The 23951-nt window shown below is 58.3% G+C and carries 23 protein-coding genes; 19 read left to right on the top strand and 4 right to left on the bottom strand.

The window, feature by feature from the left end:
• Nucleotides 1-25 precede the first annotated feature (25 nt).
• The 3 genes from FRH_RS02015 to FRH_RS02005 all read right to left on the bottom strand — a co-directional run bounded on the left by FRH_RS02015 (nucleotide 26) and on the right by FRH_RS02005 (nucleotide 3849).
• Nucleotides 26-1498 (bottom strand): NCS1 family nucleobase:cation symporter-1, encoded by a 1473-nt coding sequence (locus tag FRH_RS02015; RefSeq protein ID WP_219861694.1) that lies wholly within the window; start codon nucleotides 1496-1498, stop codon nucleotides 26-28.
• A 65-nt stretch (nucleotides 1499-1563) separates the two neighbouring features.
• On the bottom strand, nucleotides 1564-2934 hold the full coding sequence (locus tag FRH_RS02010) for an NCS1 family transporter (RefSeq protein ID WP_281997677.1): 1371 nt from the start codon (nucleotides 2932-2934) through the stop codon (nucleotides 1564-1566).
• A 156-nt stretch (nucleotides 2935-3090) separates the two neighbouring features.
• Complete coding sequence (locus FRH_RS02005) at nucleotides 3091-3849, bottom strand: aspartate/glutamate racemase family protein (protein WP_139526417.1); 759 nt, start codon at nucleotides 3847-3849, stop codon at nucleotides 3091-3093.
• Nucleotides 3850-4112: 263 nt separating this feature from the next.
• Here FRH_RS02005 and puuE point away from each other — a divergent pair, with 263 nt between their 5' ends.
• From puuE to FRH_RS01940, 13 genes are all read left to right on the top strand, one after another.
• On the top strand, nucleotides 4113-5036 hold the full coding sequence (gene puuE / locus FRH_RS02000; protein ID WP_139526418.1) for an allantoinase PuuE: 924 nt from the start codon (nucleotides 4113-4115) through the stop codon (nucleotides 5034-5036).
• Nucleotides 5037-5050: 14 nt separating this feature from the next.
• A complete protein-coding gene (locus tag FRH_RS01995) occupies nucleotides 5051-5935 on the top strand; it encodes a MurR/RpiR family transcriptional regulator (RefSeq protein ID WP_139526419.1) in 885 nt (294 codons plus the stop codon).
• Nucleotides 5936-6207: 272 nt separating this feature from the next.
• Entirely contained in the window at nucleotides 6208-7062 is an 855-nt protein-coding gene (locus FRH_RS01990; RefSeq protein ID WP_153842533.1) for a transporter substrate-binding domain-containing protein, read from the top strand.
• Nucleotides 7063-7070: 8 nt separating this feature from the next.
• Nucleotides 7071-7748, top strand: a complete 678-nt coding sequence (locus tag FRH_RS01985) for an amino acid ABC transporter permease (protein WP_058577175.1) — start codon at nucleotides 7071-7073, stop codon at nucleotides 7746-7748.
• A complete protein-coding gene (locus tag FRH_RS01980; protein ID WP_139526421.1) occupies nucleotides 7745-8401 on the top strand; it encodes an amino acid ABC transporter permease in 657 nt (218 codons plus the stop codon). Before FRH_RS01985 ends, FRH_RS01980 begins: the two co-directional genes overlap by 4 nt.
• Nucleotides 8382-9110, top strand: coding sequence for an amino acid ABC transporter ATP-binding protein (locus FRH_RS01975; RefSeq protein WP_281997676.1), 729 nt, complete (start codon nucleotides 8382-8384; stop codon nucleotides 9108-9110). The genes FRH_RS01980 and FRH_RS01975 overlap by 20 nt, the downstream gene beginning before the upstream one ends.
• Before the next feature lie 121 nt (nucleotides 9111-9231).
• Nucleotides 9232-10068 carry a bifunctional allantoicase/(S)-ureidoglycine aminohydrolase gene (locus FRH_RS01970; RefSeq protein WP_281997675.1) on the top strand — a complete coding sequence of 279 codons (837 nt, stop codon included), beginning with the start codon at nucleotides 9232-9234 and terminating at the stop codon, nucleotides 10066-10068.
• Nucleotides 10069-10110: 42 nt separating this feature from the next.
• Nucleotides 10111-10602 (top strand): ureidoglycolate lyase, encoded by a 492-nt coding sequence (locus tag FRH_RS01965; protein WP_281997674.1) that lies wholly within the window; start codon nucleotides 10111-10113, stop codon nucleotides 10600-10602.
• Between the two features lie 84 nt (nucleotides 10603-10686).
• A complete protein-coding gene (gene pyk / locus FRH_RS01960; RefSeq protein ID WP_153842535.1) occupies nucleotides 10687-12171 on the top strand; it encodes a pyruvate kinase in 1485 nt (494 codons plus the stop codon).
• A 3-nt stretch (nucleotides 12172-12174) separates the two neighbouring features.
• Complete coding sequence (modA, locus tag FRH_RS01955) at nucleotides 12175-12942, top strand: molybdate ABC transporter substrate-binding protein (RefSeq protein WP_281997673.1); 768 nt, start codon at nucleotides 12175-12177, stop codon at nucleotides 12940-12942.
• Nucleotides 12942-13610 (top strand): molybdate ABC transporter permease subunit, encoded by a 669-nt coding sequence (gene modB, locus FRH_RS01950; protein ID WP_219861686.1) that lies wholly within the window; start codon nucleotides 12942-12944, stop codon nucleotides 13608-13610. The genes modA and modB overlap by 1 nt, the downstream gene beginning before the upstream one ends.
• On the top strand, nucleotides 13603-14736 hold the full coding sequence (locus tag FRH_RS01945) for an ABC transporter ATP-binding protein (protein ID WP_281997672.1): 1134 nt from the start codon (nucleotides 13603-13605) through the stop codon (nucleotides 14734-14736). Before modB ends, FRH_RS01945 begins: the two co-directional genes overlap by 8 nt.
• Nucleotides 14733-15254, top strand: a complete 522-nt coding sequence (locus FRH_RS01940; protein WP_219861682.1) for a DUF192 domain-containing protein — start codon at nucleotides 14733-14735, stop codon at nucleotides 15252-15254. The genes FRH_RS01945 and FRH_RS01940 overlap by 4 nt, the downstream gene beginning before the upstream one ends.
• A 9-nt stretch (nucleotides 15255-15263) precedes the next feature.
• Here FRH_RS01940 and FRH_RS01935 read toward each other — a convergent pair whose 3' ends face one another.
• Complete coding sequence (locus FRH_RS01935) at nucleotides 15264-16127, bottom strand: EamA family transporter (protein ID WP_239285523.1); 864 nt, start codon at nucleotides 16125-16127, stop codon at nucleotides 15264-15266.
• A 233-nt stretch (nucleotides 16128-16360) separates the two neighbouring features.
• Here FRH_RS01935 and FRH_RS01930 point away from each other — a divergent pair, with 233 nt between their 5' ends.
• From FRH_RS01930 to FRH_RS01905, 6 genes are all read left to right on the top strand, one after another.
• On the top strand, nucleotides 16361-17371 hold the full coding sequence (locus FRH_RS01930) for a DctP family TRAP transporter solute-binding subunit (protein WP_219861678.1): 1011 nt from the start codon (nucleotides 16361-16363) through the stop codon (nucleotides 17369-17371).
• Nucleotides 17372-17430: 59 nt separating this feature from the next.
• On the top strand, nucleotides 17431-17910 hold the full coding sequence (locus tag FRH_RS01925; RefSeq protein ID WP_219861676.1) for a TRAP transporter small permease: 480 nt from the start codon (nucleotides 17431-17433) through the stop codon (nucleotides 17908-17910).
• Nucleotides 17900-19201 carry a TRAP transporter large permease gene (locus FRH_RS01920; RefSeq protein WP_139526432.1) on the top strand — a complete coding sequence of 434 codons (1302 nt, stop codon included), beginning with the start codon at nucleotides 17900-17902 and terminating at the stop codon, nucleotides 19199-19201. Before FRH_RS01925 ends, FRH_RS01920 begins: the two co-directional genes overlap by 11 nt.
• Nucleotides 19202-19631: 430 nt before the next feature.
• On the top strand, nucleotides 19632-20612 hold the full coding sequence (locus FRH_RS01915) for a TAXI family TRAP transporter solute-binding subunit (RefSeq protein ID WP_139526433.1): 981 nt from the start codon (nucleotides 19632-19634) through the stop codon (nucleotides 20610-20612).
• 135 nt (nucleotides 20613-20747) lie between these two features.
• Nucleotides 20748-23348, top strand: coding sequence for a TRAP transporter permease (locus tag FRH_RS01910; protein WP_219861674.1), 2601 nt, complete (start codon nucleotides 20748-20750; stop codon nucleotides 23346-23348).
• Between the two features lie 10 nt (nucleotides 23349-23358).
• Nucleotides 23359-23787 carry a universal stress protein gene (locus FRH_RS01905; RefSeq protein WP_139526435.1) on the top strand — a complete coding sequence of 143 codons (429 nt, stop codon included), beginning with the start codon at nucleotides 23359-23361 and terminating at the stop codon, nucleotides 23785-23787.
• The last annotated feature ends 164 nt before the right edge of the window (nucleotides 23788-23951 follow it).

The following is a 23951-nucleotide window of genomic DNA, read 5'->3' as shown; positions in this document are numbered from 1 at the left end:
TTTCTGTGAGTCATCACGTCATGGCTTAGTGCGTTTTCTGCTCAGCCATCACAGGTGCTGCCTCAAACCGCTTCATTAGCCCGTAGTAAAATATCCCACCTAAGCCTGCTCCGATCAGCCAACCGTAGCCGCCCAGGCTGGATAAGGCCGGTACCAATACGGTAGATAGCGAGAACATCGCCGCCACGCCAAAGGCGATGAGGGCGCGAGTGTTCCAGCCGTTGACGTAGTAGTAAGCGCTGCCGGGGGCTGAGGAGAATAGCTCCTGCATATTGAGGTGCTGGCGTTTGATCAGGTAGTAGTCCACCACGATGATGCCGTAAAACGGCGCGACGATAGCGCCCAGCGCATTCACGAAGCCCGGCACGCCAATTTGGCTGATTACCGAGATCCACAGTGCACCGACGAAAAAGGCAATCACGGCGGTAATCAAGCCGCCCATTTTGAAGCTGATTTTGCTGGGGAACAGGTTGGCGAGGTCGTAGGCGGGGGGAATGAAGTTGGCGACCAAGTTGATACCCACCGTGGCGGCAAAGAAGGTGAGAGCGGCCACGATGGTCAGCGGCAGCGAATCGACGCGCTCCACGATATCCGCTGGGTTGGTGAGCGCTTCGCCAAACAGCACCAGCGTGCCCGCGGTGATGATCAGCGCAATGAACGAGAAGAATGCCACGTTTAACGGCAGGCCCAGCAGGTTGCCCAGCTTCATCTGGCGCTCGGTTTTCACAAAACGGGTGAAGTCGCCGAAGTTGATCACCACCGCGGCGAAGTAGGCCACCATCGTACCCACGATGGCGAGAAACGCCCCCAGGCCACCCTGCTCACCGCTGCCGCTAAAAATGGTGCTAATGGCGGGGAGCAGCTCGCTACCAGCTTGCATCCATACCACGAGCATCAACACCACCATCACCGCATAGACCAGCGGGCCTGCCCAGTTCAGGAAGTGCTTGATGCGCTCGATGCCCTGCCAAAAAATCGCGATCTGAAACAGCCACACGATCACGAACGAAAGCCACGCCACTCCGGAAAGGCCGAGGAAAGTCCCCCCGTTGCCTACACCAAACAGCGCGGTAATCAGCAGCGCCACCGCGGTGGAGGCGAAGTAGGTCTGCACGCCGTACCAAAAGATCCCCACGATGGCGCGCAGCATGGCGGGCAGGTTGGCACCACGCACGCCCATGCTGGCGCGCACCATCACCGGGAAGGGAATGCCATATTTCACGCTGGGTTTGCCGGTCAGGTTGACTAGAAACATCACGATCACCCCGGCCAAAATGATTGCGGCCATCACGGCCCAGCCGTTCAGGCCGTGAGAGAGAAACAGCGAGGCTGCCAGGGTGTAGCCAAACAGGCTTTGGATGTCGTTGGACCAGACGTTGAAAATCTCGAATGCGCCCCAGGTGCGATGTTCTGGCTTGAGCGGGGCGAGGTCGTCGTTATAGAGCGTTGGATCGATCTGCTGAATGTTGAGATCGCTTTGGTTGGGCTGTTCATTCATGGCAAGGCTCGTTATCCGGAAATGATCGCCTGCCACACGAAGGTGGCAGGCGCGGGTAGGGCGGGTTACTGGGTGAAGCGCTGGAAGGCGGGCCAGTGTTTCATCAGCAGGTAGTAGGTCAGCCCGGCAGGAATCAGGCTGGCGTACCAAGAGACCGCCGAGAACGAGAGCGCAGCGACGATCCCTACTGCCGTTGCTATTAGCGCCGCTTGGTTAATGCCTTGATAGGGGCCGTTTTCATCGTAGAGCTTGCCGATATCCAGCGTGCGGCGGCGAATCACGTAGTAGTCCACCACCAGAATAGCGAAGATGGGGCCAAGGAAGGCAGAGTAGGTTTGCACGAAGAGCTGTAGGCCTGCGCCGGATTCCGGCTGCACCAGTTTCCAAGGGAAGGTGGCGAAGGCCAGCAGCCCCACGATAACGGTGGCAACGGAGAACTTGAGTTTGAACACGTCCATCAGCACGTAGGTGGGCGGCACCACATTGTTCAGCACGTTGGTGGTCACCTGGGCGAAGGCGATGAACAGCAGGGTGATCATGAGTAGCGGTGTATTATCTACCGCGTTGGCGAACACCTGAATAGGGTCGGCGGTGCCGGTAGCTTGCGACACCATGTAGCCAATCAGGCCCATAAACAGCGTGCAGGGTAGAATCGACATCGCGTAAATGGTGGTCAATAGCCCTGGGCCGGTGCCCTTTTTATGCTCCCGGGAGTAGTCACTAACGTTGAGCATCATGGTGCTGTAGATGCCCAAAAATAGCATGGTGGCGCTCCAGAAGGGCATCCCCCAAGAGCCTTCCATGGTCAGCAGGCTGGTGGAAAGCTCGTCGCCGTAACGCTGCACCGTGGCGTAAAACATGTACATCAGCGAGCAGAGAATGAAGGCGCTGCCAATGTTCTCCAGCCACTTGATGCCCTGAAAGCCGAGTACCGAAAGGCCAATCTGCAAAAACTGAAAGGCAATGAAATAGAAGATCAGGTTATCGAAACCGAACAGCGTCGCCGACACCATGTTGAGGGCGCCCGCGCCAATCCAGCTTTGAAAACCGTACCAGACGATGGCGGGCACGGCGCGCACCAAACCGGGAATACGCGTGCCGGTAAAACCAAATGCACTGCGGGCCTGCACCATGAACGGAATGCCATATTTATAACCAGCGGCCCCGTTAATGGCGAGCGCCACGCCAATCACAAAACAGCCAATGGCAATCGCCAGGGTGGCTTGCAGTAAGTTGAGCGTGCCCACTACGCTTGAGCCCATGGCGAAGGTGCCAATCGACACGCACCCCCCAAACCAGGCTAAAAAATAGGAGGTGCGCCCCATGATGCGGGTGCTTTGCGGAGCTAGGCTTTCGGCCCCAACGGCTTTGGCGGTGGCGGGGCTAGTTGCTCCCGGCGCTTCATCTGAGGTAAGAGCAGAGGTTGAAGTGCTCATGTTACCGTCCTCGCAAGATTATCGATGTTATTGGTAACCTGGGCGCTACTGGCCCAGGAGACGCTTGCGGCGTGGCGTGCTGATGGCGGTAGTCGTTGTGTTGTTATCTTTTTTAGTCGTGCTGTGTAGCCTATTGTTAGTGTGATGCGGAATGTCTCAACGGCGTGTAGGTGGCAAGGTGAGGTTTGAAAAATCCGCAAACTTGCCGGTAAAAGGTTTCGGGCGCGGGTAGTCTAAATCGCCGTATTTGCTGGTAGATAAGCCCAGCCCCACCAGCGATTCGGCAAGCTTCAACGCCGCACTGACCCCTTCCACCACGGGCAGGCCCACTTCTCGGCTAATGGCGTGGGTGAGGTTCGCCATCCCGCCACAGCCCAGCACGATCGCGCCAATACCATCTTCATCGCGGGCACGGCAGCACTCTTGCACGATCCGGCTGAAGGCGGCGTCAGGGTGGTCTTCCAAATCCAGTACCGGGATTTCAGCGGCGCGAATGCGGCGGCAGTGGTGGCTAAAGCCGTACTGCTCGAGCAGGTGTTCGGCAATAATCCCGGTGCGGCCTAGCGTGGTCACGATCGAGAAGCGCGTGCTAATCAGGGTCGCCATATGAAAGGCGGCTTCGGCAATGCCGATCACCGGCGCGCGGGTCAGTTCGCGGGCAGCCAGTAGGCCGGGATCACCAAAACAGGCCACGACGTAAGCATCGATGTTGCCCTCTCGCTCGCCTTTCAAAACCTCTTCGGCCACGCCCACCGCGCTCACGGCTTCATCGAAATGGCTCTCGATAGAAACCGGTCCCGCGTCGGGCTGAGTGGCGCTCACGGTGGTCGAAGGAGCCGCCAATCGTTCGGCCGCTTGCCGAATCGTCGCTGTCATGGCAGCCGTCGTGTTGGGGTTAATCAGGCGTATATGCACGGGGTGATACTCGCATGTGAACAATATTTTCTATCTTGTATACGAAAATAGGGCGCTTTTCTGCGATGCGCAAGCCCTTTCATGCGACGTGTAGGCGCTGGAAGAGTTGACCAAGTGTTCAAGTTTCAAAGGGTTAGCGTGCTATTGAGCCGAAAAGCGCCGTCATCTCAATTGATTAGCCCTGCGTTGAATTGCGATGACTATTCAAAATGGCTATTTTGTATACAAACTAAAACGCTCTGCCTTTATCAAGGAGCCTGTCCATGACCTCTCATTACCCTCGCGATCTCATCGGCTATGGCCGTACGCCGCCCCACGCTAACTGGCCAGGCAAGGCCAAGATCGCCGTTCAATTCGTGCTGAATTATGAGGAGGGCGGGGAAAACTGCGTACTGCATGGCGATGCAGGCTCGGAGCAGTTTTTGTCCGAGATCATTGGTGCAGCCAGCTATCCAGACCGCCATTTGAGCATGGAGTCCATCTACGAATACGGCTCCCGCGCTGGCGTGTGGCGTATTCTGCGCGAGTTCGAGCGCCGCGGGTTGCCGCTCACCGTATTTGGCGTGGCCATGGCGCTAGAGCGCCACCCGGACGTGGCCCAGGCATTCAAAGAGCTGGGCCATGAAGTGGCGTGCCACGGCTACCGCTGGATCCACTACCAGGAAGTACCCGAGCATATCGAGCGCGAGCATCTGCAAAAGGCTATGGAGATCTTCCAGCGCTTGTACGGTGAAAAGCCCCAAGGTTGGTACACCGGGCGCGACAGCCCCAATACGCGCCGTTTGATTCTGGACGAAGGTGGCTTTCTTTACGACAGCGACTATTACGGCGACGACCTGCCGTTCTGGACCACGGTGAGCGATAGCCAAGGCGCGGAGCATAACCACCTGATCGTGCCCTACACCTTAGATACCAACGACATGCGTTTTGCGGCTCCACAAGGGTTCAACACGGCGGATCATTTCTTTACCTATCTGCGCGACGCCTTTGATGTACTGTATGCCGAAGGGGAGGATTCGCCGAAAATGCTCTCTATTGGTATGCACTGCCGTTTGCTGGGCCGCCCTGGGCGTTTCCGGGCGCTGCAGCGCTTTTTAGACCATATCGAAGCCCACGACCGTGTGTGGGTAGCCCGACGGGTCGATATCGCCCGTCACTGGGCAGAGCATCACCCAGCACCCAAATAAACAAACAGGACACCATGACACCCCATATCGGACAACGGATTGCCGCCCAGTTTGATGCGCTCAGCGCCCAAGAGCAGCGCGTGGCGAGTTTCATTCTGGATCACTTCGATGATTTGGCCGTGTACAGCGCCGCCGACTTGGCGCGTTTGACCGGGGTGTCAAAGTCCACCGTCAGCCGCCTATTCAAGCGACTAGGGTTCGAAAGCTATCGCACGGTAAAGGATCACGCTCGACAGCTGCGTAATTTGGGCGTGCCGTTGGTGATCGATGCCCATGCCATGGAGGAGAAGAGCGAGAGCGGCACCTCGTTCCAGCGCCACCTGCAGCGGGAGCAGGAGAATCTGCAGCGCTGTTTCGCGAGCCTTGTCCCCCAGGAATTTGCTGCGATGGTCGAGGCGTTAGCGGTGGCGCAGCAGGTCGTGATCGTCGGTTTCCGCAACAGCTATCCGCTGGCACTGCACTTACGTCAGCAGCTCGTGCAAGCCCGTCGCCACGTGCGCTTGGCGCCGCAGCCGAACCAGTCGTTGGCCGAAGAGCTGGTGGATTTAACTGAACACGACACCGTGGTGCTGTTTGGTTTTCGCCGTCGTCCATCGGCATTTGGCGCGTTAGTGGACGCCCTTGAACGCTCGCCTGCCAAGGTGTTGTTGATCGCTGACCCCACCGCCTCTCCGTTTGCTTCGCAAGTGACGTGGTGGTTGGAAGTACCGTTAGAGAGTCTCTCGGCGTTCGATAGCTATGCCACCGCCAACAGCGTGATTTGCCTGTTGGCAAATGCCGTTTTGCACCAGCGCTTAGCGGAGGGCCGCGAGCGAATCAGCGCGATAAGCGACCACTATGCTGAGTTGAACGAGCTGGCATCGCCCATCATGAGCGTCGATTGGGACGCCCATCAATAATGGTGCGCTTTGACTGCCTGATGCACCAAATGTAATCGCTTTACTGAACGCACGCTGGGTTACCCTGCGTGCTCTCCTGCCTGATTGTAACCTAACGCACTGTTGTTGCGCTGCTTTCCCTGCGGCTGGTCTCGTTATTGCTAATGCTAGTGGGCGTGTGAAACAAAAGTTTCTTTGATGAGATTTGTGCAACGAACTTTTCAGAGGGCGACATCACACGCGTTACACCTTCTTCTCGGCATTGGCTTGCGACACACTTTCAGGAGAGCGTCATGGGAACTACCCTTCAGGGCTTTAAAGATTCGGTTCAGCACTACTTGAAACGTCTTCAAACCGGCGTGGTGGCCACCGGCATAGCGGCCACGCTGGCTATGGGTGGGCTGGGTGCCAGCAGCGCGGTTCACGCCGATGCGCTGGAAGACATTGAATCTCGCGGCACGATTCGTATCGCGGTTCCGCAGGATTTCCCTCCCTTTGGCTCGGTAGGCACCGACCTACAGCCGCGCGGTTACGATATCGACATGGCCAACTACATTGCCGACGAGATGGGCGTCACCCTGGAACTGATTACCGTGACCAGCGCCAACCGCATTCCTTATCTGCAAACAGGTCAGGCGGATCTGGTGATCTCGAGTCTGGGTAAAAATCCGGAGCGCGAAGCGGCGATCGATTTCTCCGATGCCTACGCGCCGTTCTTCCTGGGCGTGTTTAGTGCGGATGCCGACGAAAGCGTAGAAGGACCCGAAGGCTTCGCCGATAAAACCATTGGCGTGACTCGCGGTGCCGTCGAGGATATGGAGCTTTCCAACGTCGCTCCCGACTCCACCACCATTCAGCGCTTTGAAGATAACGCCACCACCATCTCGGCGTTTCTTTCTGGCCAAGTAGATTACATTGCCACCGGTAACGTAGTGGCCGCCGAAATTGCCGAGCGCAACAGCAATCGTGCGCCTTCGCTGATGTATCAGCTGAAAGATTCCCCTTGCTACATTGGCCTGAACAAAAACGAAGCGGCGCTACAAGCAGAAGTGAATCGCTTGATTGCCCAGGCATTGGAAGACGGCACGCTCAACGAGTTTTCCCAGCGCTGGTTCAGCGCGGACCTTCCTGACAACTTCGGTAGCTGAGAGGCGGTATGGGGCCAACACTCGATTTTCTCACCCTGTTGCCCTACGCCAGCGAGCTGATCAAAGGTTTGACCACCACGGTCGTGCTGACCGTGGTGACCACCTTGACCGGGCTGGGGCTGGCCGTAGCGGTGGCGTATTTGCGTGTGAACGGGCAGCCCTGGATGCGCTGGGGGCTGGGGGGCTATGTCGAAATCACCCGTAACACGCCTTTTATCGTTCAACTGTTTTTTATCTTTTTTGGTTTACCGGGGCTGGGTATCAAAATCGATGCCATTACCGCCGCGTTCATCGCCATGACGCTAAACCTCGCCGCTTACAGCGCCGAAATACTACGCGCCGGCATTAGCGCCACGGCGAAAGGGCAGCTAGAAGCCGCCAGAGCGCTGGGCATGAGTACCCTGCAAAGTTACCGCCATGTGGTGCTGGTGCCCGCCTTTGCCAGGGTATACCCCTCACTGATTAGCCAGTCGATCATCGTCATGCTGGGCTCGGCGGTGGTGTCGCAGATTTCCGTTTTCGACCTCACTTACGCGGCCAACTTCATTCAGTCGCGCAACTTTAGAAGCTTTGAAGTCTACCTGCTGATTACCTTGGTGTACCTGCTGCTGGCGTTTGGTATGCGCCGCGCCTTTATGCTGGTGGGTAAGCGTGTGTTCGCGTATCAGCAAGGAGAGCAACGATGATCGAATTCACCCTATGGGATATCGTGCGCAACCTGCTGCTCGCCGCCCGCTGGACCGTGGTGCTGTCACTGATTGCCTTTATCGGCGGGGCTACCGTGGGGCTAGTGCTCACCTTTATGCGTCTTTCCAGCCGCCGCTGGCTGCAGCGTTTTACCTCGCTGTACGTGGACCTGTTTCAAGGCACGCCGCTATTGATGCAGCTCTTTTTGATCTTCTTTGGCGCGGCGGCGATGGGGCATCCCATTTCTGCCTGGTGGGCCGCTTCGATTGCTCTCACGCTCTTTACCAGCGCGTTTCTCTGCGATATCTGGCGGGGCTGCCTGGAAGCCGTGGCGAAGGGGCAGTGGCATGCCGCTCGCGTGCTGGGCATGAACTATTTCCAAACCATGCGCCACGTGATCCTTCCTCAGGCGCTGAGACTCTCGATTCCACCCACGGTGGGGTTTTCGGTTCAGGTGATTAAAGGCACCGCGCTGGCGTCCATCATTGGCTTCGTGGAGCTCACTAAAGCGGGCACGATGCTGAATAACGCCACCTTCGAGCCGTTCACTATCTTCACCCTCGTGGCCCTTTTTTACTTCGCGCTGTGCTACCCGCTCTCCTGCTACGCGCGCCATTTGGAGAAAAAGCTCTATGACGCTGGTCTGCGTTAATAACGTTCATAAAGCCTTTGGCGACCTGCAGGTGCTCAAAGGGATCGACCTCAACGTTGCCCAGGGGGAAGTGGTCGCCATCATCGGCCGCAGTGGTTCGGGTAAAAGCACCCTGCTGCGCTGCTTGAACCAGCTCGAACAGCACGATAGCGGCGAGATCACCATTGCCGAACAGCAGCTCGATGCGGGCTCCATGTCGCCCAAAGAGCTGAGTGAAAACGTCGGCATGGTGTTTCAAAGCTTTAATCTGTTTCCCCATAAATCCGTGGGCGACAACGTGTGCCTCGCCCCCGTGGTGGTGCGTGGCGAAGCCCGCGATGATGTCGAGAAAGTGGCCCGAGAAGTGCTGGATAAAGTAGGGCTGGCCGATAAGTACGATGCCTATCCTGCCCAGCTTTCCGGCGGCCAGCAGCAGCGGGTGGCCATCGCCCGTGCGCTGGCCATGCGCCCGAAGGTGCTACTGTGCGATGAAGTCACTTCGGCGCTCGACCCTGAGTTAGTCGGCGAAGTGCTGCGCGTGTTGGAAGCGTTGGCAGCAGAAGGCATGACGCTGATTCTCGTCACCCACGAAATGGGCTTTGCTCGGGATGTGGCCGACCGCGTGGTGTTCATGCACCAAGGGCGCATTCACGAAGAGGGCGAGCCTGCCGAGCTGTTCGGCAATCCTAAAACCCCAGAGCTCAGGCAGTTTATCTCAGCGGTACTTTAAGTGAAGCTGGCCTTTAAGGTTTGTTTGAAGCCGCACTCCATAATATTGTATACAAAAAAGACGATGCAGCACGCTTGTGCTGCATCGTCGTCGAGTACGCTTACACTCTCAGGGAGAGACAATGCCAACAACACGCCAACCCGCTCACTATTACGCCCCCACCGGCGGGCATCCGCCGCAAACCCAGCTCACCGCTGACCGTGCGGTCTTTACCGAGGCCTACGCGCTGATTCCTAAAGGCGTGATGCGCGATATCGTGACCAGCAACCTGCCGTTTTGGGAGGGCACTCGGCTATGGGTGCTGGCGCGGCCGCTGTCAGGGTTTGCGGAAACCTTCTCCCAATACATCATGGAAGTGCAGCCGGAAGGCGGTAGTGACAAGCCCGAACTGGATCCCCAGGCGGAGGGCGTGCTGTTTGTTGTGGAAGGTGAGTTAACGCTTACTTTGGCGGGTGAGCGCCACGCCATGGGCCCCGGTGGCTACGCGTTCATTCCCCCGGGCAGCCACTGGCAGGTACGCAATGAAACCCGCGAGCCGGTGCGTTTCCACTGGGTGCGCAAAGCCTACGAGTATGTAGAAGGATTGGATGTCCCCAAAGCTTTCGTGACCAACGAGCAGGAGATCGCGCCGATCGAGATGCCGGGCACCGAAGGTCGCTGGGCGACGACGCGCTTTGTCGACCCCAGCGACGTTCGCCACGATATGCACGTCAATATCGTGACCTTTCAGCCGGGCGGCGTCATTCCGTTCGATGAAACCCACGTCATGGAGCACGGTCTTTACGTACTGGAAGGCAAGGCGGTGTATCACTTGAACCAACAGTGGGTGGAAGTCGAAGCAGGTGACTTTATGTGGCTACGCGCTTTCTGCCCACAGGCGTGCTACGCAGGTGGACCCGGCCCGTTCCGCTACCTGCTGTACAAAGACGTTAACCGCCACGCGGCGCTAAAAATCTGAGTCGGCCAGCCGATCCCCCACCTCACTTGCTAGGATGATTCTATGTTAGAGCTGACGGCGAAGCCGCTCACGGCAGAAGCCTTTGCACCGTTTGGGGATGTGTTGGATGCCCGAACATCGGCCTCGTTTCCGATTAATGCCGGCCGCACCCAGCGTTATCACGACCTCGCCAAGGTGGAAACGTTGGGCGAGAACGCCCATACGCTGATCAATATTTTCGTTAGCCAACCGGTGACGCTGCCGCTAACCCTCACGTTTTTGGAGCGCCACCCGCAGGGTAGCCAAGCGTTCATGCCGCTGCATCAGGAGCGTTTCATTATTGTCGTGGCACCGCCGGGCGACAGCATTGTGCTAGACGAGGTGCAGGCGTTCGTGACCGACGGCCGTCAGGGGGTGAACTACCGCGCCGGGACTTGGCATGCCATTCAGTCGGTGCTGGAGCGCGAGGGGGAGTTTTTGGTGGTAGATCGCGGAGGGGAGGGCAACAACTGTGACGAGTACCCGCTGGATGTTACCGTCACGTTAGCGCAGTAGCCCACCTCAAGTGCATGCGAGTGTCATCTTGGTTGGGTTATCCTGATAAGCTGACACTCCACTCCATGAACGGTTAGGACATTTATGAGCGCACACAGCCATACGCCCCTTCGTCGTACCAAAATCGTCGCGACCCTCGGCCCCGCCAGCGATCGTGAAGGCGTGCTGGAAGCCATGCTGAAGGCGGGGGTGGATGTGGTTCGCTTGAACTTTTCCCATGGCACTGCTGACGACCATCGCCGCCGCTTGATGCGTGTGCGTGAGATTGCTGCTCAGCTTGGCCGCAGTGTCGCCGCGCTGGGCGATTTACAGGGGCCTAAAATCCGCGTTGCGCGTTTCAAAGACGGCGCGGTGTACCTGGAAGAGGGGCAGCCGTTTGTCCTGGACATGGCCATGGATAGTGATGCCGGTGACAGTCACGGCGTTGGCTGCGATTACAAAACGCTGGCCGACGATGTCACCGCAGGCGACCGCCTGCTTCTGGACGATGGCCGTGTGGTGCTGGACGTTACCCGTGTCGAGGGCAAGCAGGTACATACCGAGGTGGTGGTGGGCGGCAAGCTCTCTAACCATAAAGGTATCAACAAACAGGGCGGAGGACTCTCGGCCCCCGCGCTGACGGACAAAGATAAAACCGACCTGAAAACCGCCGTCGAGATTGGCGTCGATTACTTAGCGATTTCTTTCCCGCGTTCGGCGGAAGACATGCTGGAAGCCCGCCGCTTGTTAGGGGAAGAGGGCAAGGAGATTGGCCTCGTTGCCAAAGTAGAGCGCGCCGAAGCCGTGGCCGATGAAGCCACGTTGGATGGTATCATCGAAGCTTCCGAGGCGGTGATGGTCGCCCGTGGTGATCTGGGCGTAGAAATTGGCGATGCCAAACTGGTCGGCGTGCAAAAGCGTATGATCAAGCGAGCCCGCTCGCTCAACCGTGCCGTGATCACCGCGACCCAAATGATGGAGAGCATGATCTCCGCGCCGCTACCCACTCGCGCTGAAGTCTTCGACGTCGCTAACGCGGTGCTGGATGGCAGCGATGCGGTCATGCTCTCGGCAGAAACCGCCGCAGGGGATTACCCGCTGGAGACCGTGGAAGCGATGGCGCGGGTGTGTCTTGGCGCCGAGCGTGAGCGGGTCGCTCAAGAGTCGGGCCACCGTATCCACGAAGGCTTTACCCGCCCAGACGAAACCATTGCGCTATCGGCGATGTACGCCGCTAACCACATGAATGGCGTGGTGGCGATTGCTTGCATGACAGCCTCGGGCTACACGCCGTTGATCGCCTCGCGCATACGCTCGGGCTTGCCTATCGTGGGGTTGGCTCACAACCCGATTGCCCAGCGTCGCATGGCCCTGTACCGGGGCGTGGTATCGCTGCCATTCGACACGTCGCAAATGACCGCCACCGAGCTGAATGATCAAGCGCTCACGCTGCTGGTGAAGCAGGGCGTCGCCAAGCCGGGAGACCACGTCATCTTGACCCGTGGCGATCACATGAACGCCCACGGTGGTACCAATACCATGAAAGTGATGGCTATTACCGAGCAACACGCCGACAGCGCAAAGGCCTAGCATATGCGCTTACTGCTGTTGCTATGCGGTTGGCTGCTGAGCGCGCCTGTGATGGCGGGCGCGCCCATCGTGGCGGCGGCATCTAGCCTGCAGTTCGCCTTGGAAGAGGCTGCCCAGCAGTTCACTCAGCAAACCGGCCAGGCGCTGCGTCTCAATTTTGGCTCTTCCGGCAATTTTCGTCGTCAAATCGCCCAGGGCGCGCCCTTCGAACTGTTTCTGTCCGCCGATGAAGAGTACGTCCAGGCGCTGTACGACGAGGGGCATGTCGATAATCTGGGCGTGATTTATGCCCGGGGGCGCTTGGCTTGGGTCCAGCCTGCCGACCGTTACGCCCTGCCTGACGAACAAACGCCACTTGTTGGTGTGGAGGAGGCCATTGCGGCCTTAGAAAAAGGCCAACGGCTGCGTATCGCCATTGCCAGCCCTGAACACGCCCCCTACGGCGTGGCCGCCCGGGAAGTGCTGCAAGAAGCAGAGCTATGGGAAGACAGCGAGCCGCTTAGGGTGCAGGGTGAGAACGTCTCCCAGGCGATGCAGTTTGCCCTGTCCGATGAAGCGCGCGGCGGCTTGGTGGCTTACTCGCTGGCCGTGGCGCCTGCGCTGGCCGGGCGTAGCGAAACGGTATTGATTCCTGAGACGTGGCATACGCCGCTGCGCCAGCGCATGGTGTTAACGCCCCAGGCCACCCGGGCAGCCCATGCCTTTTATGAGTGGTTGCAGCAGCCTGAGGCGAAGACGATTTTCGACACCTACGGATTCAGTACCGATTGATGGACTGGTCGGCCCTCTCCGTCTCGCTGCGGCTCGCGGCGTTTACTTGTCTCTTCTTGTTACCCCTCGGTATATGGTGGGGACGTCGACTGGCGACGACGTCGTTTCGAGGTAAGGGGCTATGCGAGGCGCTGATTGCGCTGCCGCTGGTACTGCCGCCCACGGTGTTGGGGTTTTATCTTCTCCAGCAGTTTGGCCGCGATGCACCGCTGGGCAGCGCTTGGGCCGCGTTGACGGGGGGTGGGCTCAACTTTACCTTCAGCGGTATTTTGCTGGCGTCTGTGATCGCCAATCTTCCGTTTGCCATCCAGCCGATTCAGCGCGCCTTCGAGCACGTGCCTGCCAACTTACGCGAGGCCGCTTGGTGCAGTGGGCTAAGCCCCTGGCAAACCCTATGGCGTATCGAGCTGCCTCTCGTATGGCCGGGCATCCTATCGGCGGCAGCGCTAACCTTTGCTCACACACTAGGCGAATTTGGCGTGATTTTGCTGGTCGGTGGGGCCATCGATGGTGAGACCCGCACGCTCTCGATTGCCATTTATGACCGTGTGCAAGCCTTCGATGAGCAGGGTGCTGCGAATATGTCTGCCCTCCTGCTGGTCATTTCTTTGGCCACCTTAGGTCTGGTCTATGGGCTCGCTGGCAAGCGCAGGTGGTCACGTGGATGAGCTGGTAGTGACTGCCCAACAGGCTGGCCCGATTCCGCTCAATGCGTCGTTTCGCTGCGCTCCTGGCGAGCTTTTGGCACTCGTCGGACCGTCCGGCAGTGGCAAAACCACCTTACTGCGCACCATTGCGGGGCTTTACCAGCCGGAGCAGGGGCGAGTGAGCTGCGCGGGCGCGGAGTGGTTTTGGGCGCAGGAGGGCCAGCGCCGATCGCTGACGCCGCAAGCGCGTCGGATCGGCATGGTGTTTCAGGACTATGCGCTGTTTCCGCATTTGACGGCGCTGCAGAACGTGCAGCTCGCCATGGGGCATCTGCCCCGCGTCCAGCGCCTCGAGCAGGCTACGCAGTGGTTGAGCAGGGTGCGCCTGCAAGGGCTCGAAGCGCGCTATCCCAGCGAGCTTTCCGGCGGCCAACGCCAGCGAGTGGCATTGGCGAGAGCATTGGCGAGGGAGCCCCAAGCGCTGCTGCTGGACGAGCCGTTCTCTGCGGTGGATCAAGTGACGCGTCGACGCTTGCAGCGCGAGCTGGCACTGCTGCGCCAACACATCTCCATCCCCATCATTCTCGTTACGCATGACTTGGATGAAGCCACCGCGCTCGCCGATCAAATCTGCGTGTTGCATAACGGGGTGAGCCTGCAGCAGGGCACACCTGAAGCGCTGTTTCGACGGCCCGCTTCGCCGCTTGTCGCTAGGTTGCTGGATCGCCACAACGTTTTTAGCGGGGAAGTGGTAGAGACGGACGCTGGGCGACGCCTGCAGTGGGGAGAGTGGCGGCTAGAAGTGGCAGAAGGGCTAGACCGTGTTGAACTCGGCAAACCGCTAGCTTGGTACCTGCCGCCGTCGGATATCGTGCTGCATCGTCGGGGACGGCCGTCTCAAGGTGAACGCGAAAACCCGGTAGCGGCAACGGTCAGCGAAATGGTGGTATTGGGCGGCATGACGTCCATCTCGCTGCGCGTTTCCCATCAAGATATGCTACGTTTCGACATCGCCACCCACGCGGCTAAACGTAATCAGCTTCGACTGGGAGAGCGGGTACACGTCTCGCTACTGGCCGAGGGCATTCACCTCATGCCCGAGCAGCAGATGCATATGGCACCCTACAACAAAAGGAATCTGTTATGACCCTGACACGCCGCCAACTGCTCAAAACCGCTTTAGGCGTTTCGCTTGCGGCTTGTTTGCCGCTTCCTTTGTTGGCGGCGTGGGCCGCGGAATCGACATCTGCCAACACGCTACCGCTGGCGATACACAGTGAAGGCGGTCCGCACCGTCTGGATGTCGAAGTCGCCGAAACCGCTTCCCAGCGCCAGCGCGGCCTGATGGGACGTGAACATCTGCCAGAAACACGAGGAATGCTGTTTCGCTTCGAGCGTGAGCAGCCTGCAGGCAATGCATTTTGGATGTACCGCACGCTGATTCCGCTGGATATTGCCTATATCGATGGTGAAGGCCGCATCGTCGCCATCAACACCATGCCGCCTTGCGAATCCAGTGCGCCTCAAGAGTGCCCCTCTTATCCAGCAGGTGCGGCCTATCATGCGGCGCTGGAAGTCAATGCGGGCTACTTTGCCGAGCGTGGCATCCAGGTAGGCGACTGTGTCTCGGTACCTGCGTTGGCGGGCTTTTGTCGCCCCGACTAATGCCCACGCTCACGCCCTGGTTGGCGGCTGTTGGCCAAATTTCAGCACGATCAGGGCGATGCCTGCGACCACCAAGCCGCCGCCGACCAGTTTATGCACCCCCAGCGGGTCGTCCATCAGTAGCGCGCCTAAGCCCACCGCAAACACGGGGGTGAGTAGTGTCATCGGCACCACACGATTCACCGGATGGCGGCGTAGCAGCGCGTACCAAATGCCGTAAGCCGCTATGGACGACATGATCGCGGTGTACGCCACCGCTCCCCAGCCCAACCAGCTGGCCTGAGTGATGGCCTGCCACTGGTGTTGTTCAAAGAGCCACGAACCTACGGCCACTTGAGGCACCGCAAAGAGCGCCACCCAGCCTGCCAGCGCCAGCGGGGCGATGGGCGGTCCGCGCTTGATCAAGAGCTGTGAGACGGCCCAGCCAAGTGCGCTTAGCAGCAGAATGGTCAATGGCAGCGGTGACGGAAGCGTGGGCCCGCCTGCTAGCACCACCACCCCCGCAAACGAGAGCAGCAAGCCCGCCAAACGCTTGGGGCCCAATGTCTCTTTCAAGAAGATCACCGCCAATAGGGTGGCAAAGGGCGTGCCCATTTGAACGAGCAGCGCCCCGGTGCCTGCTTCGGCTTGCCCTAGCCCAATGAACAGCAGCGCAAAGTGAAGGCTGCCAAACGTGATGGATAGCAATATTAAAAAGGGTAGCTGTGCCCGAGCGACCGGGTAAAACGGCACCAGCAGCGCGGCGACCAACATAAAGCGCAGCGTCGTCATTAACAGTGGCGGCAGCTCCGCTACGCCCACTTTGATCACGATGATGTTGAGCGACCAGATGGCAATGACCAGCAGGCCCAGGAGCAAATCACGAAGCGGCACGTATCTATCCTTGAAACGCTGAAGGAGACAACAGCTTATCAGCAAGCACGTGATGCATCGAAAGTTGATGGTTAAAAGCCTAATCAATGGCTTTCTTTCATTCGTCGAGTGCCTACAATGGGGTGTCGCTCGCTATGGCGATTGCCGCCATTGAGCGACACTTGGGCAGGAGGTGTAAGCTTGCCCCGACACTTCATGAACACCCCATAAAAAAGAAAAAAGGATCGACAATAATGACGCTGACACGCTCTATGGCTCGTTTTACCGCTGGCTTGGCTGGCGCTGCACTGCTCTCGGCTGCTTTTTCCGCGCAGGCCCGCGAACTCTCGGTCTCTACCGTGCTTTCAGATGCCTTTCCTTGGGGGCAGGCCGCTGAAAAGTGGGCAGAGCTGGTTGAAGAACGCAGCGGGGGGGAGCTTACCCTGCGGGTCTATCCGAATTCACAGCTCGTCTCGGGTGACCAAACCCGCGAATTTTCTGCCATGCGCTCTGGCCTGATCGATGCCGCTGTTGGCTCCACCATCAACTGGTCACCCCAGGTACCGGAACTGAACTTGTTCTCGTTGCCGTTTTTCATTCCTGACGAGGCCGCCGTCGATGCCGTGACCGGCGGGGACGCAGGCACGATGGTGTTCGAAGCGATCGAATCACGTGGCGTTATTCCTTTGGCCTGGGGCGAAAACGGCTTTCGTCAGGTATCCAATTCCCGCGGCCCGATCAGCCAGCCAGAGGATCTGGAAGGTCTGAAGATCCGCGTGGTGGGCTCGCCGCTGTTCCAGGATACGTTCTCTGCGCTAGGTGCCGACCCTACGCAGATGAGCTGGACCGACGCCCAGCCCGCTCTCACTACGGGCGCGGTGGATGGCCAGGAAAACCCGCTGTCGGTCTTTGACGTGGCGCGTATCGACCAAGTAGGCCAGGAGCATTTGACGCTCTGGAACTATATGAACGATCCACTGATTTTTGCCGTCAACCAGCAAGTCTGGCAGACATTGAGCGAAGAGCAGCAAACGATGCTGCGCGAGACGGCCGAAGAGGCGGGTGCCTGGGAAATTGCCATGACTCGTGAGCAGGAGAGCGAGCGTCTGGCCGCGATTCAAGAGCGTGGTGTCACAGTGACCGAGCTGACCGATGCGCAGTACCAAGCCTTCGTGGATGCCACTCAGTCCGTTTATGAAAAGTGGGCCCCGCGCATTGGTGAAGAGGTGGTCGAAGCCGCCCAAGCCGCTATCGACGCCCGTTGATGTTCGCATGTTTTCGCTGCCGCCCTTACAGGGCGGCAGCTTGCTGATGTGAGACTGCCATGAAAGGCTTTCCCGATGCGCGGCCCGAACGCTGGCTTGGCGCGCTTTCGTTGATCGTGATTGCGCTGATTAGCCTAGGCAATGTGGTCACGCGCTATCTGACAGGCGGCTCGTTTTCGTTCACCGAAGAGTTCTCCGTCTTCCTATTGGTTGTACTGACCTTTGCTGGGGCGTCGGTTGCTTTGAGGTGCGACCGTCATATCCGTATTGGCTTTTTAGAGCGCGCATTGCCACCTCGCTGGCGTGGTGCGCTGATTCTCTTTCAAGCCCTGTGTGGCTTGATCGTGCTGGGCTTAATCACTTGGTACGGTGGCAAGCTAGCGTGGCAGGAGTACCAATGGGAGTCGCTCTCGCCGGGCTTAGGGCTGCCACAGTGGTGGTATTTGGTATGGCTGCCCGTGCTGTCGGCGGCCATGCTGTGGCGTTTGGTGCAGCAAACCCGTGATCGGTTTGCGGGGGAGATCAACGGTGACACCTGATATCTGGATGATTTTAGCGTTCGCCGGACTGCTGATTGCTGGCGTGCCGGTGGCGTTCTCGCTGGCCCTGTCTGGAGCGGTGGGCATCGTACTGGGGCTGTCACCGGATATGTTGGCTACCCTGGGCACCAATACCTACAACAGCATCGCCAAGTATCCTCTGATTGCCATTCCGCTGTTCATTCTTACCGGGCTGATTTTCGAGCGGGCAGGGGTCGCGCTACGCCTAGTGCGTTTCGCCCAAGCGCTGATTGGTCCCCGCCACGGCGGGCTGGCACTGGTCGCGGTATTGGTGTGCATGATCATGGGGGGGATGAGCGGCTCTGGGCCCGCCGATGCCGCCGCCGTGGCGATGGTGATGCTACCCAGCATGACCAAAGCGGGCTACCCCAAACCGTTCTCTGCCACGCTCATTGCGGCGTCGGCCTCTACGGCGATTTTGATTCCACCATCGGTGGCGCTGATTCTCTACTCGATTGTGGTACCCGGCGTTGATCTCCGGGCGCTGTTTGCAGCGGGGCTTTTCCCGGGCGTCTTAGCCGGATTGGCGTTGCTGGTGCCAGCCATGCTGGCTGCCAAGCGTCATGGCTGGGAGGGGACACCGGTAGAAGGAGCTGAAAGGCTGACGGTACGAGGCACCTTCCGTGAAGCGCTACCTGCTTTGTTTGCGCCGGTGCTGATTTTAGGGGGGCTGCGTTCAGGCCTCTTTACCCCCACGGAAGCCGCCGTGGTCGCCGTTGCCTACGGAGCGGTAGTAGGCCTGTTCTTGACGCGAGAACTCACGCTGCGCGATGTATGGGAGCTGCTAGGGGAGGCCGCGATCATCTCAGGCGTCGTCATGTTGATCATTGCGTTGGCAGGTATCTTCGCTTGGGCAGGCACCATGCTGGGCACCTTCCGTCATTTGGCAGAGTGGATCATTGGCTTGACCGACAACGGAGTGCTGCTGCTAATACTCATCATGTTAGCGGTGCTGGTAGCGGGCATGCTGCTAGACGCGATTTCCATTTACCTGATCATGATGCCGATTCTGATTCCGGTAATGCAGCACTTCGAGTGGAACCCGGTGTGGTTTGGCATATTGTTGGCCATGAACATTGCGATCGGTCAGTTTACCCCGCCGGTGGCGGTGAATCTGATGGTGACCACGGAAGTTGCCAAGATTCGCTTGGAGCACACACTTGGCTGGGCGCTGCTCTTTGTGGTGGCCATGGGCGGCGCCTTGGCGCTCGTCGCCATCTTTCCAAGCATCGCGCTCTGGCTCCCCACGGTGCTGGGCTATAACGTTTGAGCATGGCAGGGATACGATCAGTGATGGCCCATGCCAAACCGGCATACCTTTATGCCTATGTTTAACGCTTACTAAACGTTACAGGCCGCTAGACTTGTCGAGTATCACCCAACGTGCACACGGGGATGCTTGGTGTGGCTTAGAACAATAGGCCGAGTGGCGTCTTTGTCAGTGCCTATCTCAGCGATCACCACTGGTGAAAAGAACGAAACGTCAAGTGGCGATGCTGCACTGCATCCTCGGTTAAATGACATCGCGCTTCGCCAATTAGCTTTTTTTTCGCTAAAGTAGGAACAGTCGGCACTAAATGCCGAGGTTGATAACAGACTGTCTTGACAACGTTTTGGAACCTATACACCTGAAGGGAACCGTTCTGCAGGTGGCTTCAAAGCGCATAACGCTCACAACATCAAGATAAAGAGGTGTGTTCATGAAACGCCATGTATTTTCTACCGCGGCCTTTTCAGGCGCGTTCATCGCGGCGGCAACCTTCGCCTCTCCGGCCGTTGCCCAGGAGCGCTACATCACGATCGGTACCGGTGGCCAAACCGGTGTTTATTATGTCGTTGGCCAGTCGGTATGCCGCATGGTCAACCGTGGCAGCGATGAGCACAACATCCGCTGTAACGCTCCGTCCACCGGTGGCTCCGTGGCTAACGTCAACGGCATGAAGAGCGGCGAGCTGGACATGGGTGTCGTACAGTCCGACGTTCAGTACCGCGCTTATAATGGCGAAGCTAACTTCGAGGAAGAAGGCGCTTGGGAAGATATGCGTGCCGTCTTCACCATGCACGGTGAGCCGCTGACCGTGGTGGCCCGCGCGGATTCCGGTATCGAAAACATCAGCGACTTCCCTGGCAAGCGCGTCAACATCGGTAACCCCGGTTCTGGCCAGCGTAACACCATGGACGTGGTCATGGATGCGTTCGGTTGGGATGAAGACACCTTCGCACTGGCGTCTCAGCTCGACGCGGCCGAGCAGGCGGCTGCCCTGTCTGACAACAACATCGATGCCATGGTGTACGTGGTAGGTCACCCCAATGGCTCTATCCAAGAAGCGACCACCACCATCGATGCGCGTCTGGTCTCCGTGACCGGTGAAGAGATCGACGGCTTGATCGAAGAGTACCCCTACTACACCCGTTCCGTGATTCCGGGTGGCCTCTACCGTGGTAACGACGAAGACGTCGAGACTTTCGGCGTTGCGGCTACGTTCGTTTCCTCGACCGCCGTCGATGAAGACATCGTTTACGAAACCGTGAAAGCCGTCTTCGAAAACTTCGATCGCTTCAAGCGTCTGCACCCGGCGTTCGAGAACCTGAACGAAGAAGACATGATCTCTGATGGCTTGACGGCGCCGCTGCACGATGGCGCAGCACGTTACTATCGTGAGCGCGGCTGGATCGAATAAGTCGTAAAAAGAGTGACGCTATTGACGAAAGGTGAATGGCGTCGCTTTGAGTTGCAAAGCGCGGGCACCTTGGGTGTCCGCGCTTCTTGTTGAGAGCGCTGATTGTCAGCGCTGACCATTAGGCAGGGCAAGCGTATGCGTGATGACAAACACCCTTCGGCAGCCGCTGAGAACGACCTGGAGGATATGGTCGCTTCCAGCGATACAGGGGCAAGGAAACCCCTAGGCGTACCCGGTAAGCTGCTAGTGAGTATTGCAGCCGCTTGGTCGCTGTTTCAGCTATGGATTGCATCGCCACTTCCCTACATCGTTGGCTTTGGCGTGTTCAGCGCCACAGAGGCGCGCTCGATTCATTTGGCGTTTGCGCTCTTTCTAGCCTTTATGGCGTACCCCGCCTTCAAACGTTCGCCGCGCGATCGCGTGCCGCTGGCCGACTGGGTTCTTGCGGCAGTGGCAGCCTTTTGCGGCGCCTATCTGTTTATTTTCTATGCGGATTTGGCCCAGCGGCCTGGGTTGCCGATTACCCAGGATATCGTCGTGGGCGTCGTCGGCATATTGATGTTGTTAGAAGCCACGCGCCGCGCATTGGGGCCACCCTTGATGATTGTGGCGGCGGTTTTTATCGCCTATTCACTGTTTGGTCCTTACATGCCCGGCATTTTGGCCCACCGTGGCGTGAGCCTCGGCGGTTTGATCAATCACCAGTGGCTGGGTACGCAAGGCGTGTTCGGGATTGCGCTAGGGGTCTCCACTAGCTTCGTGTTCCTGTTCGTGCTGTTCGGTGCACTGTTGGATAAAGCAGGCGCCGGTAACTACTTCATCAAAGTAGCGTTCTCGATGCTTGGCCACTTCAAAGGCGGCCCGGCGAAAGCAGCCGTGGTCGCCTCAGGCATGACCGGTTTGATCTCGGGGTCGTCGATTGCCAATACTGTGACGACCGGTACCTTTACGATTCCGATGATGAAGCGAGTCGGCTTTAGCGCTGAAAAAGCGGGCGCGGTGGAAGTGTCGTCTTCGGTGAACGGCCAAATCATGCCACCCGTCATGGGGGCAGCAGCGTTTTTGATGGTGGAGTACGTCGGTATTCCCTACGTCGACGTGATCAAGCACGCCTTCTTGCCAGCGCTGATCTCTTATATCGCCCTGATCTACATCGTTCACCTGGAAGCGCTCAAGGCCAATATGAAAGGCCTGCCTTCCAGCAACCCGGCGCGCCCGCTGTTGAACAAGGTGATCGGTTTCATGACCGGCTTGCTGCTGCTCATGGGGCTCTCGATTGCCGTCTACTATGGCCTGGGATGGTTAAAACCCGTGCTGGGTGAAGCGACGCCATGGGTGGTGTCTGTCGGTCTTGCGATTGTCTACGTGGCGCTGCTGAAAGTGAGTGCTAACTACCCCGAACTGGAGATGGATGATCCTAATTCGGAGGTCGTGAAGCTGCCGCAAACCCGTCCCACGGTGATGGTGGGCCTTCACTATATTCTCCCTGTCGTCGTTTTGGTGTGGTGCCTGATGGTCGAGCGTCTATCTCCTGGGCTATCAGCGTTCTGGGCCACCATGTTCATGATCTTCATCATGGTGACGCAGCGCCCGATCATTGCGATCTTCCGTGGTCGTAGCCGGATGGCGGCGGATATTAAAGAAGGCTTTAAAGACCTGTGGGATGGCTTAGTGACGGGTGCCAGAAACATGATTGGGATCGGTATCGCGACGGCCACAGCGGGTATCGTGGTCGGGGCGGTGTCGCAAACCGGTGTGGGCTTGGTGCTGGCAGACGTCGTCGAGATTCTTTCCGGCGGCAACCTGATGATGATTCTGCTGCTGACGGCCCTGCTGAGTCTGATCCTGGGCATGGGCTTACCGACAACCGCGAACTACATCGTGGTGTCGGCGCTGATGGCGCCGGTCATCGTACTGCTTGGGCAGCAAAACGGCTTGATCGTCCCACTGATTGCCGTGCACCTGTTCGTGTTTTACTTCGGTATCATGGCGGATGTCACGCCACCGGTAGGTTTGGCCTCCTTTGCGGCGGCGGCCGTGTCGGGTGGGGATCCGCTGCGCACTGGCTTCCAGGCGTTTTATTACAGCCTACGTACCGCTGCGCTGCCATTCCTGTTCATCTTCAATACGGACCTGCTGCTGATCGATGTCACGGTGATGCAGGGTATTTTGGTGTTCATAGTGGCCACCATTGCCATGCTGATCTTTGCGGCAGGCACTCAGGGCTACATGCTGACCCGCAACCGCTGGTACGAATCGCTGCTGCTGCTGCTGGTCGCCTTTACGCTGTTCCGCCCCGGCTTCTGGATGGACAAAATCCACGACCCCTATGAATCGGTGCCGCCTGCGCAATTTGCCGAGGCACTGGGCCGGGTCGATGACGGTAGCAACCTGCGCGTGCAAATTGCCGGTGAAGACGATTTCGGGGCGCCGATGACCACCTATATGCTCGTCCCCGTGCCGCGCGGTGAAACAGGTGAAGAGCGCATGGCGAATCTAGGTATCGAACTTTACGAAGATGGTGACCAAACCTTGGTCGATTTCGTCGAGTTCGGCAGCCAAGCGGCCGAGCTGGGCTTTGATTTCGACCAAGAGATTCTCGAAGTGCTGGCCCCGGTGGATCGCTGGACCAAAGAGTGGATGTGGCTACCCGCGCTGGGCATCTTTGGCTTGGTCGTGGTGATGCAACGCCGTCGTCGGCGTCATGAGCAATCCAACGAAGTGGCCGCTGCCTAAGGAGGTTGCCATGTACCATAAAGTGCTACTCCCCGTGGATTTGAACGAAGAAGCCTCATGGAAGAAAGCGCTGCCTACGGCAGTAACGCTGTGCCAAACCTTTGGTGCGTCGCTGCATGTGGTATCGGTTCTTCCAGAATTCACTATGCCTATGGTGGGCGCTTATTTTCCGAAAAACTTCTCGGAAAAAGCGCACTTGGCAATGAAAGAGGCGCAGCACACCTTCATTCAAGAGCATGTGCCGGAAGGGATCAAAACCCAAAGCGTAATCGTCGATGGTTCACCGTGGGAAGCCATCATCAAGGTCGGCAAGAAGATCGATGCTGATCTGATCGTGATGGCGTCGCACACCAAGCGCAAATTCGTCGATTATGTGCTCGGTCCCAACGCGGAACATGTCGTTCATCATGCCAAGGTATCAGTGATGATCGTGCGCTGAACGCCGTTACCCCAACGAAGCTCCAGGCCAGTGGCCTGGAGTTTTTTTTGTCATCAATATCGTGAATTGCTAACGCATCGATTTAATCGTCGTTGAGAGCGCTAAAGAAGGATTTTTTGTACCGAGTGGCGGTAAAGCTCTTCGGTCGGCATTGGCTCAGCTAC

The organism is Halomonas sp. A020 (assembly GCF_027943625.1).
GTDB lineage: Bacteria > Pseudomonadota > Gammaproteobacteria > Pseudomonadales > Halomonadaceae > Vreelandella > Vreelandella piezotolerans.
The sequence above is the reverse complement of the archived record's forward strand: the minus strand, read 5'-3'. Positions and strand labels throughout refer to the sequence as shown.

What these genes read in the sequence shown, in the direction of transcription:
- FRH_RS02015 (WP_219861694.1), bottom strand. Translation starts at nt 1,498, where the DNA reads ATGAATGAACAGCCCAACCAAAGCGATCTCAACATTCAGCAGATCGAT.
- FRH_RS02010 (WP_281997677.1), bottom strand. Translation starts at nt 2,934, where the DNA reads ATGAGCACTTCAACCTCTGCTCTTACCTCAGATGAAGCGCCGGGAGCA.
- puuE (WP_139526418.1), top strand. Translation starts at nt 4,113, where the DNA reads ATGACCTCTCATTACCCTCGCGATCTCATCGGCTATGGCCGTACGCCG.
- FRH_RS01995 (WP_139526419.1), top strand. Translation starts at nt 5,051, where the DNA reads ATGACACCCCATATCGGACAACGGATTGCCGCCCAGTTTGATGCGCTC.
- FRH_RS01990 (WP_153842533.1), top strand. Translation starts at nt 6,208, where the DNA reads ATGGGAACTACCCTTCAGGGCTTTAAAGATTCGGTTCAGCACTACTTG.
- FRH_RS01985 (WP_058577175.1), top strand. Translation starts at nt 7,071, where the DNA reads ATGGGGCCAACACTCGATTTTCTCACCCTGTTGCCCTACGCCAGCGAG.
- FRH_RS01980 (WP_139526421.1), top strand. Translation starts at nt 7,745, where the DNA reads ATGATCGAATTCACCCTATGGGATATCGTGCGCAACCTGCTGCTCGCC.
- FRH_RS01975 (WP_281997676.1), top strand. Translation starts at nt 8,382, where the DNA reads ATGACGCTGGTCTGCGTTAATAACGTTCATAAAGCCTTTGGCGACCTG.
- FRH_RS01970 (WP_281997675.1), top strand. Translation starts at nt 9,232, where the DNA reads ATGCCAACAACACGCCAACCCGCTCACTATTACGCCCCCACCGGCGGG.
- FRH_RS01965 (WP_281997674.1), top strand. Translation starts at nt 10,111, where the DNA reads ATGTTAGAGCTGACGGCGAAGCCGCTCACGGCAGAAGCCTTTGCACCG.
- pyk (WP_153842535.1), top strand. Translation starts at nt 10,687, where the DNA reads ATGAGCGCACACAGCCATACGCCCCTTCGTCGTACCAAAATCGTCGCG.
- modA (WP_281997673.1), top strand. Translation starts at nt 12,175, where the DNA reads ATGCGCTTACTGCTGTTGCTATGCGGTTGGCTGCTGAGCGCGCCTGTG.
- modB (WP_219861686.1), top strand. Translation starts at nt 12,942, where the DNA reads ATGGACTGGTCGGCCCTCTCCGTCTCGCTGCGGCTCGCGGCGTTTACT.
- FRH_RS01940 (WP_219861682.1), top strand. Translation starts at nt 14,733, where the DNA reads ATGACCCTGACACGCCGCCAACTGCTCAAAACCGCTTTAGGCGTTTCG.
- FRH_RS01930 (WP_219861678.1), top strand. Translation starts at nt 16,361, where the DNA reads ATGACGCTGACACGCTCTATGGCTCGTTTTACCGCTGGCTTGGCTGGC.
- FRH_RS01925 (WP_219861676.1), top strand. Translation starts at nt 17,431, where the DNA reads ATGAAAGGCTTTCCCGATGCGCGGCCCGAACGCTGGCTTGGCGCGCTT.
- FRH_RS01915 (WP_139526433.1), top strand. Translation starts at nt 19,632, where the DNA reads ATGAAACGCCATGTATTTTCTACCGCGGCCTTTTCAGGCGCGTTCATC.
- FRH_RS01910 (WP_219861674.1), top strand. Translation starts at nt 20,748, where the DNA reads ATGCGTGATGACAAACACCCTTCGGCAGCCGCTGAGAACGACCTGGAG.
- FRH_RS01905 (WP_139526435.1), top strand. Translation starts at nt 23,359, where the DNA reads ATGTACCATAAAGTGCTACTCCCCGTGGATTTGAACGAAGAAGCCTCA.